Source organism: Pseudomonas sp. DE0010 (assembly GCF_007680745.1).
GTDB lineage: Bacteria > Pseudomonadota > Gammaproteobacteria > Pseudomonadales > Pseudomonadaceae > Aquipseudomonas > Aquipseudomonas parafulva_B.
The window spans coordinates 222,386-236,470 of sequence record NZ_VEJQ01000001.1 but is presented as its reverse complement, the minus strand read 5'-3'; the positions used below and the strand labels follow the sequence as shown (position 1 = coordinate 236,470).

Sequence of the window (14,085 nt, the reverse complement as noted above, 5' to 3'; positions counted from 1 at the left end):
GTCGGGGTCCGGGCGTGCGGCAGGCGCACACAGGCATGCGATACCCTAAACCAGCGCTTTCAAACTATCAATATATTTGACACTATCAGCTCAAACGCCCAGCGATGTTAATTTTATTGAACATACAGGAGCCTTTTTATGAGTATCGACAGCATCATCGACTTCGCCCAGGCCATCACCGAGGCCGAGCGCTATCGCCCCGCAGCCGAAAAAGTGCTCAAAGGCGAGCCGGACCAGGCCGTGTACAACCACTATGCAAGCCCCTGCGGGCAGTTTGCCGCGGGCGTCTGGGAGGGGGAAGTGGGCCAGTGGGCGGTCAACTACACCGAGCATGAGTACTGCGAAATCGTGCAGGGCGTGTCGGTGCTGCGCGACGAACAGGGCGCCAGCAAGACGCTGCGTGCGGGTGATCGGTTCGTCATCCCCGCCGGATTCAAAGGGACATGGGAAGTGCTGGAACCTTGCCGCAAGATCTATGCATTGTTCGAGCAGAAGTGATCCCTGGCCAGCTGACCCTTTCGACCAGGCATAAAAAAACCCGCCTCCCTTCGGAGGCGGGTTTTTTTCAGGTCGCCGATCAATTACTTGATCTTGGCTTCCTTGTACACCACGTGCTTGCGAACAACGGGATCGTATTTCTTGATCTCGATTTTGTCCGGGGTGGTGCGCTTGTTCTTGTCGGTGGTGTAGAAGTGGCCGGTACCGGCACTCGAAACCAGACGGATCAATTCACGCATGATGCTCTCCCTTAAACCTTGGCGCCAGCTTTACGGATGTCAACTAGTACGGCATCGATACCGCGCTTGTCGATGATGCGCATGCCTTTGGCGGAAACGCGCAGACGCACGAAACGCTTCTCGGATTCAACCCAGAAACGGTGGTGCTGCAGGTTTGGCAGGAAACGACGACGGGTTTTGTTGTTTGCGTGGGAAATGTTGTTCCCGGTTACTGGACCCTTACCAGTAACTTGACAGACTCTCGACATGACTCAGCCCTCTAAAACCACATGCCCAACCCGGCATGGGTTGGCCGCTTAATCTCTCAGTCTTTGGCGCCGAGGCGCCGTGATTCTGGAGGTCTTATCGACCGGATTCGCTGATGCGACAGGCCGAGCCCCTAGAAAAGAGCGCTGCTTTATACCAGAAAGACTCGATTGCAACAATACCTGATCAACATTCGAGCCGAGGCAAACCGCCGCGAGCAGCATGACCGAAGGCCCTATCAGGCGCCGACCGTTCGTCGCCAATATTGTAAAAAAGAGTGTGGTCATTTTCTGGCAGTCACACTAGGGTAGGCCTTTTCCAGACTGCACTGGCAGATGGGCCACTGACAGCCAAGGAGCCACCATGCGTGCCGCCGCCCTTTCCTTATTGTTCACCTCCCTGCTTGCCGTGGGTGCAGCCCAGGCAGCGCCACTGAGCGTTTGCAGCGAAGCCAGCCCCGAAGGCTTCGATGTGGTGCAGTACAACTCGCTGACCACCACCAATGCCACGGCCGATGTGCTGATGAACCGCCTGGTGGAATTCGACGCAGGCAAAGGCAAGGTGGTGCCGAGCCTGGCCGCCAGCTGGACGGTGTCGGCCGATGGCCTGGTGTACGATTTCACCCTGCGCGACAACGTGAAATTCCATACCACTGCCTATTTCAAGCCCAGCCGTACGCTCAATGCCGACGACGTATTGTTCAGCTTCCAGCGCATGCTCTACCCCGCTCACGCCTGGCACAAGACAGCGCCCGGCGGCTACCCCCATGCCCAGTCGCTGCAACTGGGCAGCCTGATCAAGACGATCGACGCGCCGGCGCCCAATACCGTGCGCTTTACCCTTACCCACCCGGACGCGACCTTCCTGGCCACCTTGAGCATGGGCTTTGCCTCGATCTATTCGGCCGAATATGCCGACAAGTTGCTCAAGGCGGGCACGCCTGAGAAACTCAACAGCCAACCCATCGGCACCGGGCCATTCGTCTTCCAGCGGTTCCAGAAGGACGCGGTGGTGCGCTATCGCGCCAACCCTGACTACTTTGCCGGCAAGCCAGCCGTCGACCCGCTGATCTTCGCCATCACCACCGATGCGAACGTGCGCCTGCAGAAACTCAAGCGCAACGAGTGCCAGGTGGCGCTGTCGCCCAAGCCACTGGACATTGCCGAGGCCAGTCAGGACAGCAGCCTCAAGGTGGCCAGCACGCCAGCGTTCATGACGGCATTCATCGCGCTCAACAGCCAGCACCCACCACTGGACAAGCCAGAAGTGCGCCAGGCCATCAACCTGGCCTTCGACAAACAAGCCTACGTGAAGGCTGTTTTCGAAGACTCGGCGATTGCGGCCAATGGCCCGTATCCGCCCAATACCTGGAGCTATGCCAAGGACCTGCCCGGTTACCCACTGGATGTGAAGAAAGCCAAGGCCCTGCTAGCCAAGGCCGGTCTGGCGGACGGCTTCAGCACGACGATCTGGACACGCCCTTCGGGTAGCCTGCTCAACCCCAACCCCAGCCTGGGCGCGCAGATGCTGCAGGCTGATCTCGCCAAGGTGGGCATCAAGGCTGAAATTCGGGTGATCGAGTGGGGCGAACTCATACGCCGCGCCAAGGCCGGCGAGCATGACCTGCTGTTCATGGGCTGGGCAGGCGACAACGGCGACCCGGATAACTTCCTCACCCCGCAGTTCTCCTGTGCAGCGGTCAAATCCGGGACCAACTTCGCGCGGTTCTGTGACAATCGCCTGGACCAGCTGATCAGTGCCGGTCGCACCACCAATGATCAGAGCGTGCGCAGCCGGCTGTACCAGCAGGCGCAGACCCTGATCCAGCAGCAGGCGCTGTGGGTGCCATTGGCGCATCCGACTGCGGCGGCCTTGCTGCGTCAGGGTGTCGAGGGTTATCAGGTCAACCCGTTCGGCCGGCTGGACTTCAGCAAGGTGAGCGTGACCAAGTAGGCCTTGATCACGCTTGAACGTTGCGGTGATCGGGGAAGGCGCCACCCTTCCCCCGGTCATGACAGGTCATCCTGAACTGCGCCGCGCTCGCGGTGGCGTGCCCTAAGCTACGACCCACCCGCGCTCGGCCATGGACAGCGGCTCCCCGTCGCCAATGATGATGTGATCCAGCACACGTACATCGATCAAGGCCAGCCCACGTTTGAGCGAAAGGGTCAGGTGCACATCCTCCTTGCTGGGTTCGCTGTTGCCCGAAGGGTGGTTGTGACACAGGATGAGCGCCGCGGCATTGTGCATCAATGCTCGCCGCACCACTTCCCGCGGATAGACACTGGCTCGGTCGATGGTACCCCTGAACAGGATCTCGAACGCCAACGGTCGGTGCTTGGTGTCCAGAAACAGGCAACCGAACACCTCGCTGGGTTCATGGCGCAGCATGGCCTTGAGGTAGCGCCTTACGGCCTGGGGTTCCTCCAACGCCGCTGCGCGGGTGATTCCTTCATCGAGGTAGCGGCGACCGATTTCCAGCAATGCCTGCAGCTGTGCGTATTTGACCTCCCCTATGCCAGGCTCGCGCAAGACCGCCCGCCGATCGGCCTCGAGAAACGGCCGTAAGCCGCCAAAGCGCACCAACAGGCCACGCGCCAGGTCGAGCACGTTGCGCCCTGCAACGCCTGACCCCAGCAGCACAGCCAGCAGTTCGGCGTCAGACAGCACCCCCGCCCCACGCTGCAGTAGCTTTTCCCTTGGCCGATCCTGAGCCGGCCATTCCCTGATGTTCATCGCTGCCCTGCCCCTGCTGCGGCCCATTTCGGCCCTGTGTTAATCTATTTGCCCTCGTACATGCGACGTTCTGCCGCACGCAGTTCCTGTCGCCGCCCGCTTTCACTGGAAAAAGGCAACCCTATGCAGCGGCTGTATCGCAAGCGCATCGTTCTTGGCGTCGGTGGTGGCATCGCCGCCTACAAGAGCGCCGAACTGATCCGCCGACTCCTGGAGCACGGCGCCCAGGTGCGTGTCGTCATGACCCGCGGTGGCGCTGAATTCATCACGCCGCTGACCTTGCAGGCGCTGTCCGGCCACCCGGTGCACCTGGACCTCCTCGACCCGGCAGCAGAGGCGGCCATGGGCCATATCGAGCTGGCCAAATGGGCTGACCTGGTACTGATCGCTCCGGCCACCGCCGACCTCATGGCACGCCTGGCCCAGGGCATGGCCGATGACCTGTTGACGACCCTGGTACTGGCCACCGATGCCACCGTTGCCGTCGCCCCGGCCATGAACCAGGCCATGTGGCGTGACGCTGCCACCCAGGCCAACCTCCAAGTGCTCAGGAGCCGCGGCATTCAGGTGTTCGGCCCTGCCTCGGGCAGCCAGGCCTGTGGCGACGTAGGCCTGGGCCGCATGCTCGAGGCCACCGACCTGGCCTGGTGCGCCGCCGAGAGCTTCAAGCGCCAGGCATTGACCGGCAAGCACGTGCTGATCACCGCCGGCCCCACCCAGGAGAACATCGACCCGGTGCGCTACATCACCAATCATAGCTCCGGGAAGATGGGCTTTGCCCTAGCCGAGGCGGCCGCCGAAGCCGGGGCTCGGGTGACCCTCGTGACCGGCCCCGTGCACCTGCCCACCCCCGATCGGGTCAGCCGTATCGACGTGGTCAGCGCGCGGGACATGCTGGCGGCCTGTGAGGCGGCCATGCCATGCGACCTGTTCATCGCGTCGGCGGCAGTGGCGGACTACCGCCCAGAGGTGATAGCGCCACAAAAACTGAAGAAAGATCCCACGACTGGCGATGGCATGCTGCTGCAGATGGTGCGCAATCCCGATATCCTTGCCACCCTGGCCGGTCGCACCGACCGTCCTTTCAGTGTCGGCTTTGCCGCCGAGACCGAGCACTTGCTCGATTACGCCACGCGCAAGCTCAAGGATAAAAACCTCGACCTGATCGTCGCCAACGATGTGGCCAATCCCAGCATCGGCTTCAACAGTGAAGAGAACGCCTTGACCGTGATCGATCGCCAGCAGCACCAGACCCTCTTCGCGCAGACCAGCAAGGGCAAGATCGCCCGCCAGCTGGTTGCCTTCATCGCCGAACGGCTCAACCAGGTTCAATAAGTTACATGCACGCATTACAAGCCAAGATCCTCGACCCACGCCTGGGTACCGAATTTCCGTTGCCGCAATACGCCACGCCGGGCTCCGCTGGCCTTGACCTGCGCGCCCTGCTCGCGCAAGAAACGGTGCTCGAACCCGGCCAGACGGTCCTGATTCCGACAGGCCTGTCCATCCATATCAGCGACCCGGGTCTTGCCGCACTGGTGCTGCCGCGCTCGGGCCTGGGCCACAAGCATGGCATCGTGCTGGGCAACCTGGTTGGGCTGATCGATTCGGATTACCAGGGCGAGCTGATGGTGTCGTGCTGGAACCGCGGCACCACCACCTTCACCATCGCAGTCGGTGAGCGTATCGCCCAACTGGTGCTCGTGCCCGTGGTACAGGCGCAGTTCGAGATCGTCGAGTCGTTCGACCAGAGCCAGCGCGGCGCCGGTGGCTTTGGTCATTCCGGCACCCGTTGAACCGGACATGAGCGAAATCGCCACGGATGGCGAACTCCGGGCCGCAACCTTCGTCCAAGCGCTCTGCGTGCGCCTGCAACCGAGCGCTTCTGACTGATGGGGTTTTCCAGATGAACGACATGGCCCCGGCGGTTCGCGCCCACTTGCCGCCAGGTATCTTTCGCGCTTACGACATCCGCGGCATCGTCGGCAAGACGCTGCACGCCGATACCGCCTACTGGATAGGCCGCGCCGTCGGCGCACAGAGCCTGGCCATGGGCGAACCCCAGGTCAGCGTGGGCCGCGACGGTCGCCTGTCCGGCCCGCTGCTCGTCGAGCCTCTGATCCGCGGCCTGGTCGAGGCAGGCTGCCATGTGAACGACCTCGGTCTGGTCCCCACGCCGGCGCTGTACTACGCCACCCACGTACTAGACGGCAAGTCGGGCGTGATGCTTACCGGTAGTCACAACCCCCCGGACTACAACGGCTTCAAGATCGTCATTGCCGGCGACACCCTGGCCAACGAGCAGATCCAGGCGCTGCTCGGCCGCTTGCAGGCCAATGACCTGACCGTGGGCACAGGGCATGTGCAACAGGTAGCGATTCTGGAGCGCTATTTCCAGCGGATCGTCAGTGACGTGAGGCTGGCCAGAAAGCTCAAGGTGGTCGTGGACTGCGGCAATGGCGTCGCTGGCGTGATCGCACCGCAACTGATCGAAGCGTTGGGCTGCGAGGTGATTGCGCTGTTCAGCGAAGTGGACGGCAACTTCCCGAACCACCACCCCGACCCCAGCAAGGCGCAGAACCTTCAGGTGCTGATCGACACGGTCAGGCGCACGGGGGCGGACCTGGGCCTGGCATTCGACGGCGACGCGGATCGCGTCGGTGTGGTAACCGAGGCCGGCAGCATCATCTACGCCGACCGCTTGCTGATGCTGTTTGCCCAGGATGTCCTGGCTCGCAACCCAGGCGCCGAAATCATCTTCGACGTCAAATGCACCCGACGCCTGATCCCCCTGATCGAACGATTGGGCGGTCGTACCCTGATGTGGAAGACCGGTCATTCGTTGATGAAGAAGAAGATGCAGCAGACCGGCGCCTTGCTCGCAGGCGAGATGAGCGGTCATATCTTCATCAAGGAACGCTGGTACGGTTTCGACGACGGCATCTACAGCGCTGCGCGCCTGCTGGAAATCCTCAGCAAGACCGAGCAGAGCGCCGAAACCGTGTTCGCCGCGTTCCCCAACGATATTTCCACGCCGGAACTCAATATTGATGTGACCGACGAACGTAAATTCAGCATCATTGATGCACTGCAACGCGACGCCGATTGGGGTGACGCGCGCCTGACCACCATCGACGGTGTGCGAGTGGACTATGCACAGGGCTGGGGCCTGGTGCGTGCCTCCAACACCACGCCGGTTCTGGTACTGCGCTTCGAGGCCGACAGCCATGCGCAGTTGCAGCGTATCAAGGATGTTTTTCGCACTCAGTTGCTGCGGGTAGAACCTGATCTGCAACTGCCGTTCTGACCGACTATCTGGCCTCACAGGAGCCCTGCATGACCCTCGATCGCGATGCCGCCACCCACGTAGCCGAAGTTCTGTCCGAAGCCTTGCCCTACATTCGCCGCTTCGTCGGCAAGACGCTGGTGATCAAGTACGGCGGCAACGCGATGGAAAGCGAGGAGCTCAAGACTGGCTTCGCCCGCGACATCGTGCTGATGAAGGCCGTGGGCATCAACCCGGTGGTGGTGCACGGTGGCGGCCCGCAGATCGGTGATCTGCTCAAGCGGCTCTCCATCGAAAGCCATTTCATCGACGGCATGCGCGTGACCGATTCGGCGACCATGGACGTTGTGGAAATGGTACTGGGCGGCCAGGTCAACAAGGACATCGTCAACCTCATCAACCGGCACGGCGGCAGCGCCATCGGCCTGACCGGCAAGGACGCGGAGCTGATCCGTGCACGCAAGCTCACCGTCAGCCGCCAGACGCCGGAAATGACCACCGCCGAGATCATCGACATCGGCCATGTGGGTGAAGTGGTGAGCGTGAACACCGACCTGCTGAACATGCTGGTCAAGGGTGATTTCATTCCCGTGATCGCCCCCATCGGCGTCGGCATCAATGGCGAGTCCTACAACATCAATGCCGATCTGGTAGCAGGCAAGGTCGCCGAAGCGCTGCAGGCCGAGAAGCTGATGCTGCTGACCAACATCGCCGGACTGATGGACAAGCAGGGCCAGGTCCTGACCGGGCTGACCACAGAGCAGGTCAACGAGCTGATCGCCGACGGCACCATCTACGGTGGCATGCTTCCGAAGATCAAATGCGCCCTGGATGCGGTGCAAGGCGGCGTGAACAGTTCACACATCATCGATGGCCGCGTGCCGAACGCGGTGCTGCTGGAAATCTTCACCGACAGCGGCGTGGGTACCTTGATCACCAACCACAAGTCGCTTTTCTGACCTGCATGGCCCTGTCGCCGGCAGTCGGTGACAGGGTCAAACTGGCGACACAAAAAAAGGCGACCTCAAACCGAGGTCGCCTTTTTCGCTTCCAGGCCCTGGTTCAGATCCCGTACTGCGCCCGGTAGGCCTCAACCGCCGGCAGGTGCTGCTTGAGCTGCGGATCGTCAGCCAGGAACTCCAGTACCTGAGTCAGCGAGACGATACTGACCACCGGTATGCCGAAGTCGCGCTCCACCTCCTGGATGGCCGAGAGCTCACCATTGCCACGCTCTTCACGGTTCAATGCGATCAGCACGCCAGCGGCGTTGGCCTGCTGCGCCTTGATGATCTGCATGACTTCGCGAATGGCGGTGCCGGCAGTGATCACGTCGTCGATGATCAGCACATCGCCTGCCAGGGGCGCACCGACCAGGCTGCCGCCTTCGCCGTGGTCCTTGGCTTCCTTGCGGTTGAAGCACCAGGGTACGTCTTGCCGATGTTGGTCAGCCAGCGCGACGGCAGTGGTCGCGGCCAGGGGAATACCCTTGTAGGCCGGGCCGAACAGCACGTCGAACGAGATCTTGCTGTCAACGATGGCGGCGGCGTAGCAACGCCCCAGCTCGGCCAGCGCCGAACCTGTGTTGAACAGGCCGGCGTTAAAGAAGTACGGGCTGGTACGCCCGGACTTGAGAGTGAATTCACCGAAACGCAGGACCCCGCGATCGATGGCAAAACGGATGAAGTCGCGCTGATACGGCTGCATGGAAAGTCCCGGACACCACGGATTTAGCTAAATGGGTTGAGCTCGGGTATCATACACGCACGAGATTTATGGGGCCATTTATGCGGATCATCAGTGTGAACGTTAATGGCATTCAGGCTGCGGCCGAGCGTGGTTTGCTCAGCTGGCTACAAGCCCAGAATGCCGACGTCATCTGCCTTCAGGATACCCGCGCCTCGGCCTTTGAACTCGATGACCCAGCTTTCCAGCTCGATGGCTATTTCCTTTATGCCTGCGACGCGGAGGTGCCTGCCCAAGGTGGTGTGGCCCTTTATTCGCGCATGCAGCCCAAGGCAGTCATCACCGGCCTGGGCTTCGAGACAGCCGACCGTTACGGGCGTTACCTGCAAGCAGATTTCGACAAAGTCAGTATTGCCAGCCTGCTCTTGCCTTCGGGCATGAACGGGGATGAAGACTTGAACCAGAAATTCAAGTTGATGGACGACTTCGCCAAGTACCTGGACAAGCAGCGTCGCAAGCGCCGCGAGTACATCTATTGCGGCTCGTTCTATGTGGCCCAGCAGAAGCTCGACATAAAGAACTGGCGTGACAGCCAGCAGTCGCCGGGCTTCCTGCCGCCAGAGCGTGCCTGGATGGATGCCATTACTGGCGAGATGGGTTACGTGGATGCCCTGCGAGAAGTCAGCCGTGAGGGTGACCAGTACAGCTGGTGGCCGGACAACGAGCAGGCCGAAATGCTGAACCTGGGCTACCGGTTCGACTACCAGATCCTTACCCCCGGCCTGCGCCGCTTCGTGCGCAACGCGCGCTTGCCACGCCAGCCGCGCTTCTCCCAGCATGCGCCGCTGATCGTCGACTACGACTGGACGCTGACCATCTGAGCAACCAGTGGGGCTGCCTTGCAGCCCCACCTGGCTATTTGATCGGTCGCCAGATCATGGGGTAGCGGTAAGGCTTGCCTTCGTTGGCCCGTACCGCAGCGATGACGATCAGAATCATCACCGCCACTGACAGCACGGCAAACAGCACCAGCCCGATCACCACGAATATCAGCAGCAGGCAGATGAACCCTGCCACGGTCACGCTGATCTGGAAATTCAGCGCTTCCTTGCCTTGCGCATCGATGAACGGGTCCTGCTCGCGCTTGAGATGCCACAGCACCAACGGCCCCAGCAGGTGCCCGAGCGGGATCACCAGGCCAAGGAGCGCGGAAAGGTGGCAGAGCATCGCCCACTGCCTGACCTCGGCACTGGGCGGGATGATCGAAAGATTCGGATCGGTCATGCCTGCACCCTCCTGATCAGGTTCAGTCTGCCAGCGCGGCTTGCTGCAGCTGGAAGATCTCGTCCATGCCCTTCTGCGCCAGGGCAAGCATGGCGTTGAAGTCTTCTGGCTGGAACGGTGCACCTTCTGCCGTACCTTGCACCTCGATGAACCCGCCAGCGCTGGTCATGACCACGTTCAGGTCGGTTTCGGCTGCCGAGTCCTCCAGGTAGTCCAGGTCGAGCACCGCTTCACCCTGATACATACCCACCGACACGGCGGCGATCATATGCTTGAGCGGATTGCCCGCCTTCAGGCCACCACGCTTCTTGATCACAGCCAGGGCATCGCAGACGGCAACCATGGCACCGGTAATGGAGGCTGTACGGGTGCCGCCATCGGCCTGGATGACATCGCAATCGATGTAAAGCGTAATGTCACCGAGCTTGCTCATGTCCAGCGCCGCACGCAATGAACGGCCGATCAGGCGCTGGATCTCCAGCGTGCGACCACCTTGCTTGCCACGGCTGGCTTCGCGCTGGTTACGTTCACCCGTCGAGCGTGGCAGCATGCCATATTCGGCGGTCAACCAACCTTGGCCCTGGCCTTTGAGAAAGCGCGGCACGCCGTTTTCCACGCTGACCGTGCAGATGACTTTCGTGTCACCGAACTCGACCAGTACCGACCCTTCGGCGTGCTTGGTGTAGTTGCGGGTGATGCGGATCGAGCGGAGCTGATCGGCGGCGCGACCACTTGGACGTTTCATCTGGGATACCTGTACTGGGACATTGAATCTGGCAGGCATTATAGAGCCCGTAGCCTGGTGAGGACATGCCTATCGTCGCTGACGGTCCAGCACGCGTGCATTTGCGGCGGCCCTGTCCGTCGCTCAGGCGCAGCGGCGCATTGGGCCGCAAGGCCCCAGTGCGCTACAATCCTGCGCCTCGCAGCCAGCAGGCTGCAATGTCCAACCTATACGCGAGGTACCCCCATGGTGCACAGCATGACCGCGTTCGCACGGGTCGAGCGCGCCGGCAGCCAAGGCACCCTGGTCTGGGAGCTGCGCTCGGTCAACCACCGTTACCTGGAGCCGCACCTGCGCCTGCCCGACGCCCTGCGCGACCTTGAAGGTGGCGTGCGTGAAGGCCTGCGCCAAGGCCTTTCACGAGGCAAGGTGGAATGCACCCTGCGCCTGAACGAGGACAGCAGCGGCAAGCCGTTGCAGGTCGACCGCGAGCGCGCTGCGCAGCTAGTGGCCGCCGCCGAGCAAGTGGCGGCGTTGATCCAGCAGCCGGCGCCGCTCAACCCCTTGGAAGTGCTGTCCTGGCCGGGCGTATTGGTCGCTGATGCCAGCGACCCACAGGCACTCAATGCCCAGGCCATGGCGCTGTTCAACGACGCGCTTGCCGAACTCAAGGCCGGGCGTCAGCGCGAAGGCCAGGAACTGGCCCGTCTGATCAACGAGCGCCTGGACAGCATGGCCGAAGAGGTCACGACGCTGCGAGCGCTGGTGCCGCAGATGCTGGCCGCGCAACGTCAGAAGATCCTGGACCGCTTCAACGACCTTCAGGCTGAAATCGACCCGCAGCGCCTGGAACAGGAAATGGTCCTGCTGGCCCAGAAGAGCGACGTGGCCGAGGAGCTTGATCGCCTCGACACCCATGTCGCCGAAGTACGACGCGTACTCAAGGGTGCAGGTGCCGCCGGGCGCCGCCTGGATTTCCTGATGCAAGAACTCAATCGCGAAGCCAACACGCTCGGTTCCAAAGCCTTCGATCCCCGCAGCACGCAGGCGGCGGTCAACCTGAAGGTACTGATCGAACAGATGCGTGAACAAGTACAGAATATCGAGTAAGGCCACACCGACCATGAACCACACCAGCGGCACCCTCTATATCGTTTCCGCTCCGTCCGGCGCCGGCAAGACCAGCCTGGTCAATGCCCTGACCCAGGACGACAAGCAGATCCGTGTTTCCGTCTCGCACACTACCCGCGCCATGCGTCCTGGCGAGCAGCATGGTGTGAACTACCACTTCGTCGAGCATGATGCGTTCAGGGCACTGATCGAACAGGGCGATTTTCTGGAGCATGCCGAGGTGTTCGGCAACTTCTATGGCACCTCGCGCAGCGCCCTGCAGCAGACGCTGGACCAAGGCTTCGACCTGATCCTGGAAATCGACTGGCAAGGCGCGCAGCAGGTACGCAAGCTGATGCCACAGGCGCTGTCGGTCTTCATCCTGCCGCCAAGCCAGGCCGCCTTGCGCGAGCGCCTTGATGGCCGAGGCCAGGACAGTGACGCGATCATCGCCGGGCGCATGAAAGAGGCCGTCAGCGAGATGGTGCATTACGACGAGTACGACTACGTGATCATCAACGATGTTTTCGATACGGCACTGGCGGACTTGAAGGCCGTGTTCCGTGCCAATCGCCTGCTCCTGAAGAAGCAGCAACACCGTCATGGGGCGCTGCTCGAGCAGTTGATCGGCTGATGTGCACGGGCCTCCTGGGAGGCCCTTGCATAACCTTCAGCACGTCTTAGGCAAGGCCCTGGCCCTGGTCAGTCCTGCAACGGCAAAGTGGCGTGCTGACGCAGCGTAGCCCCCAGGAAGTAGGCCGGGGCTCGCAGCCGGGACATCAGCATCAACACGATCCCCAGCACGGAGATGATCGCCGCGATCACGAACACCAGCCCAACCCCGCCCACGTGCGAGCCACTGCCGAAGTCCGGCGAGGCGCTGTCTATGGCCGTGCGCACGAAGATCACCGACAGGATGACCCCGCCCACCAAAGGGCACAGCCCGCGCATGAGCAAATGCCGAAGGCTGCCGAACAGGCTGCTGCGGAAATACCAGACGCAGGCGAAGGCCGTGAGTGAGTAATAGAAGCAGATCATCATGCCCAGGGCGGTGATGGTGTCGGCCAGTACGTTCTCGCTGAGCGTGCGCATGGTGACGTAGAAAAGTCCGGCGGCTACCCCGGCGCAGATCGTGGCGTAACGCGGCGTCTGTGAGCGCGGGCAGACCTTGGCAAACTTCTGCGGTACCGCCCCGTAATAGCCCATGGCAAGCAGGGTGCGCGCAGGCGAGACGAAGGTCGATTGCAAGGAAGCGGCAGTGCTGGCCAGTACCGCGATGGACATCAGGATTGCCAGCGGCCCCATGACCGGGCCGGCCAGGTGGGCGAACACGTTTTCCTGGATGCGCGGGTTGTTCAGGCCCAGCCCCGACTCGCTGATCCCGGCGAACTGCAAGGTGGCAATGGCCGTCAGCAAGTAGAGGCCCAGAATCAACAGCACGGTCCAGGTGGCTGCCTTGCCCGGAACCTCTTCGCTGCCTATCGATTCTTCACTGACGGTCAGGCATACGTCCCAGCCCCAGAAAATGAAGATCGACAAGGATAGGCCGGCGGCGAACGCCGAGAAGGATTCGACCCCGAACGGGTTGAACCAGGCGAAATCGAACGCCAGGGGCGGTGGCGCCGTTGTTTCGCCGAACGCTGCGAAGGCAAAGCCCACCAGTACCAGCAGTTGCAACGCCACCAGACCGTACTGCACGGTCATGGTCGTGGTCATGCCTCGGCAACAGATCCACACGGCCAAGGCAATGAACACGCAACAGGTCACGATGTTGATCAGCAAGTTGTCGGCCAGCGCCGCCAGTTCAGGGTTGCCCGTGATCTGGCCGAGGAACAGGTAGAAGAAATCCACCGCCACACCGGCCAGGTTCGACAGCACGATGGTAGTCGCCACCACCAGCCCCCAACCGCCGATCCACCCGATCATCGGGCCGAAGGCTCGCGCCGACCAGGTGAACGACGTACCACTGTCCGGCTCGGCCGAATTCAGCTCGCGATAACCCAGGGCCACCAGCAGCATGGGCAGGAACCCGACGATGAACACCGCCGGCAGGTGAGCCCCGACCTCGCGCACGGTCGGGCCCAAGGCGCCGGTAAGGGTGTAGACCGGGGCAATGGTGGAGATGCCCAGCACCACACTGGCCAGCAGCCCCAATCGGCCTTTGGCCAAGCCCTTGCCACCCTGTTGGATGCTTTCGCCAGCCGCCACATCGGGTGGGCGGCCGGCTTCTGTGTAATCGCTCATGAGTATCAGCCGTAGATGTTGGAATTGTTTTTAAC

At 61.9% G+C, this 14,085-nt stretch carries 16 protein-coding genes; 9 read left to right on the top strand and 7 right to left on the bottom strand.

The features are described from left to right. The first annotated feature begins 138 nt into the window (after positions 1-138). Positions 139-498, top strand: a complete 360-nt coding sequence (locus FS767_RS01130) for a cupin domain-containing protein (protein ID WP_144963913.1) — start codon at positions 139-141, stop codon at positions 496-498. An 83-nt stretch (positions 499-581) separates the two neighbouring features. On the opposite strand, the gene rpmG is transcribed toward FS767_RS01130, so the two are convergent. Both rpmG and rpmB read right to left on the bottom strand, forming a co-directional pair. After that, on the bottom strand, positions 582-737 hold the full coding sequence (rpmG, locus tag FS767_RS01125) for a 50S ribosomal protein L33 (protein WP_003253507.1): 156 nt from the start codon (positions 735-737) through the stop codon (positions 582-584). 11 nt (positions 738-748) lie between these two features. Then, positions 749-985, bottom strand: a complete 237-nt coding sequence (rpmB, locus tag FS767_RS01120; protein WP_003253504.1) for a 50S ribosomal protein L28 — start codon at positions 983-985, stop codon at positions 749-751. A gap of 361 nt (positions 986-1,346) precedes the next feature. Between rpmB and FS767_RS01115 the strand changes: the two genes are divergently transcribed. Further along, positions 1,347-2,936, top strand: coding sequence for an ABC transporter substrate-binding protein (locus tag FS767_RS01115; protein ID WP_058602777.1), 1,590 nt, complete (start codon positions 1,347-1,349; stop codon positions 2,934-2,936). A 102-nt stretch (positions 2,937-3,038) separates the two neighbouring features. On the opposite strand, the gene radC is transcribed toward FS767_RS01115, so the two are convergent. Further along, entirely contained in the window at positions 3,039-3,719 is a 681-nt protein-coding gene (radC, locus tag FS767_RS01110) for a DNA repair protein RadC (protein WP_144963912.1), read from the bottom strand. A 123-nt stretch (positions 3,720-3,842) separates the two neighbouring features. On the opposite strand from radC, the gene coaBC reads away from it, so the two are divergent. From coaBC to argB, 4 genes are all read left to right on the top strand, one after another. After that, the gene (gene coaBC, locus FS767_RS01105) at positions 3,843-5,054 is read left to right on the top strand and encodes a bifunctional phosphopantothenoylcysteine decarboxylase/phosphopantothenate--cysteine ligase CoaBC (RefSeq protein WP_023532606.1); all 1,212 of its coding nucleotides are present in this window, start codon (positions 3,843-3,845) and stop codon (positions 5,052-5,054) included. Between the two features lie 5 nt (positions 5,055-5,059). Next, positions 5,060-5,515 (top strand): dUTP diphosphatase, encoded by a 456-nt coding sequence (dut, locus tag FS767_RS01100; RefSeq protein ID WP_144963911.1) that lies wholly within the window; start codon positions 5,060-5,062, stop codon positions 5,513-5,515. Positions 5,516-5,625: 110 nt separating this feature from the next. After that, complete coding sequence (locus FS767_RS01095; protein WP_144963910.1) at positions 5,626-7,026, top strand: phosphomannomutase/phosphoglucomutase; 1,401 nt, start codon at positions 5,626-5,628, stop codon at positions 7,024-7,026. 29 nt (positions 7,027-7,055) lie between these two features. Next, positions 7,056-7,964: an acetylglutamate kinase gene (argB, locus tag FS767_RS01090; RefSeq protein ID WP_144963909.1), complete on the top strand. Its 909-nt coding sequence runs from the start codon at positions 7,056-7,058 to the stop codon at positions 7,962-7,964. A 103-nt stretch (positions 7,965-8,067) separates the two neighbouring features. On the opposite strand, the gene pyrE is transcribed toward argB, so the two are convergent. Beyond that, positions 8,068-8,709, bottom strand: a complete 642-nt coding sequence (gene pyrE / locus FS767_RS01085) for an orotate phosphoribosyltransferase (protein ID WP_058602773.1) — start codon at positions 8,707-8,709, stop codon at positions 8,068-8,070. 80 nt (positions 8,710-8,789) lie between these two features. Between pyrE and FS767_RS01080 the strand changes: the two genes are divergently transcribed. Then, a complete protein-coding gene (locus tag FS767_RS01080) occupies positions 8,790-9,569 on the top strand; it encodes an exodeoxyribonuclease III (RefSeq protein ID WP_023532406.1) in 780 nt (259 codons plus the stop codon). Between the two features lie 34 nt (positions 9,570-9,603). On the opposite strand, the gene FS767_RS01075 is transcribed toward FS767_RS01080, so the two are convergent. Further along, positions 9,604-9,972: a DUF4870 domain-containing protein gene (locus FS767_RS01075; protein ID WP_023532399.1), complete on the bottom strand. Its 369-nt coding sequence runs from the start codon at positions 9,970-9,972 to the stop codon at positions 9,604-9,606. A gap of 22 nt (positions 9,973-9,994) precedes the next feature. Then, entirely contained in the window at positions 9,995-10,717 is a 723-nt protein-coding gene (gene rph, locus FS767_RS01070; RefSeq protein WP_023532860.1) for a ribonuclease PH, read from the bottom strand. 225 nt (positions 10,718-10,942) lie between these two features. Between rph and FS767_RS01065 the strand changes: the two genes are divergently transcribed. Both FS767_RS01065 and gmk read left to right on the top strand, forming a co-directional pair. Then, entirely contained in the window at positions 10,943-11,806 is an 864-nt protein-coding gene (locus FS767_RS01065; RefSeq protein WP_027913369.1) for a YicC/YloC family endoribonuclease, read from the top strand. 13 nt (positions 11,807-11,819) lie between these two features. Further along, on the top strand, positions 11,820-12,440 hold the full coding sequence (gene gmk / locus FS767_RS01060; RefSeq protein WP_027913368.1) for a guanylate kinase: 621 nt from the start codon (positions 11,820-11,822) through the stop codon (positions 12,438-12,440). A gap of 68 nt (positions 12,441-12,508) precedes the next feature. On the opposite strand, the gene FS767_RS01055 is transcribed toward gmk, so the two are convergent. Continuing rightward, on the bottom strand, positions 12,509-14,050 hold the full coding sequence (locus FS767_RS01055; protein ID WP_144963908.1) for an APC family permease: 1,542 nt from the start codon (positions 14,048-14,050) through the stop codon (positions 12,509-12,511). Between the last annotated feature and the right edge of the window lie 35 nt (positions 14,051-14,085).

What these genes read in the sequence shown, in the direction of transcription:
- FS767_RS01130 (WP_144963913.1), top strand. Translation starts at nt 139, where the DNA reads ATGAGTATCGACAGCATCATCGACTTCGCCCAGGCCATCACCGAGGCC.
- rpmG (WP_003253507.1), bottom strand. Translation starts at nt 737, where the DNA reads ATGCGTGAATTGATCCGTCTGGTTTCGAGTGCCGGTACCGGCCACTTC.
- rpmB (WP_003253504.1), bottom strand. Translation starts at nt 985, where the DNA reads ATGTCGAGAGTCTGTCAAGTTACTGGTAAGGGTCCAGTAACCGGGAAC.
- FS767_RS01115 (WP_058602777.1), top strand. Translation starts at nt 1,347, where the DNA reads ATGCGTGCCGCCGCCCTTTCCTTATTGTTCACCTCCCTGCTTGCCGTG.
- radC (WP_144963912.1), bottom strand. Translation starts at nt 3,719, where the DNA reads ATGAACATCAGGGAATGGCCGGCTCAGGATCGGCCAAGGGAAAAGCTA.
- coaBC (WP_023532606.1), top strand. Translation starts at nt 3,843, where the DNA reads ATGCAGCGGCTGTATCGCAAGCGCATCGTTCTTGGCGTCGGTGGTGGC.
- dut (WP_144963911.1), top strand. Translation starts at nt 5,060, where the DNA reads ATGCACGCATTACAAGCCAAGATCCTCGACCCACGCCTGGGTACCGAA.
- FS767_RS01095 (WP_144963910.1), top strand. Translation starts at nt 5,626, where the DNA reads ATGAACGACATGGCCCCGGCGGTTCGCGCCCACTTGCCGCCAGGTATC.
- argB (WP_144963909.1), top strand. Translation starts at nt 7,056, where the DNA reads ATGACCCTCGATCGCGATGCCGCCACCCACGTAGCCGAAGTTCTGTCC.
- pyrE (WP_058602773.1), bottom strand. Translation starts at nt 8,709, where the DNA reads ATGCAGCCGTATCAGCGCGACTTCATCCGTTTTGCCATCGATCGCGGG.
- FS767_RS01080 (WP_023532406.1), top strand. Translation starts at nt 8,790, where the DNA reads ATGCGGATCATCAGTGTGAACGTTAATGGCATTCAGGCTGCGGCCGAG.
- FS767_RS01075 (WP_023532399.1), bottom strand. Translation starts at nt 9,972, where the DNA reads ATGACCGATCCGAATCTTTCGATCATCCCGCCCAGTGCCGAGGTCAGG.
- rph (WP_023532860.1), bottom strand. Translation starts at nt 10,717, where the DNA reads ATGAAACGTCCAAGTGGTCGCGCCGCCGATCAGCTCCGCTCGATCCGC.
- FS767_RS01065 (WP_027913369.1), top strand. Translation starts at nt 10,943, where the DNA reads ATGGTGCACAGCATGACCGCGTTCGCACGGGTCGAGCGCGCCGGCAGC.
- gmk (WP_027913368.1), top strand. Translation starts at nt 11,820, where the DNA reads ATGAACCACACCAGCGGCACCCTCTATATCGTTTCCGCTCCGTCCGGC.
- FS767_RS01055 (WP_144963908.1), bottom strand. Translation starts at nt 14,050, where the DNA reads ATGAGCGATTACACAGAAGCCGGCCGCCCACCCGATGTGGCGGCTGGC.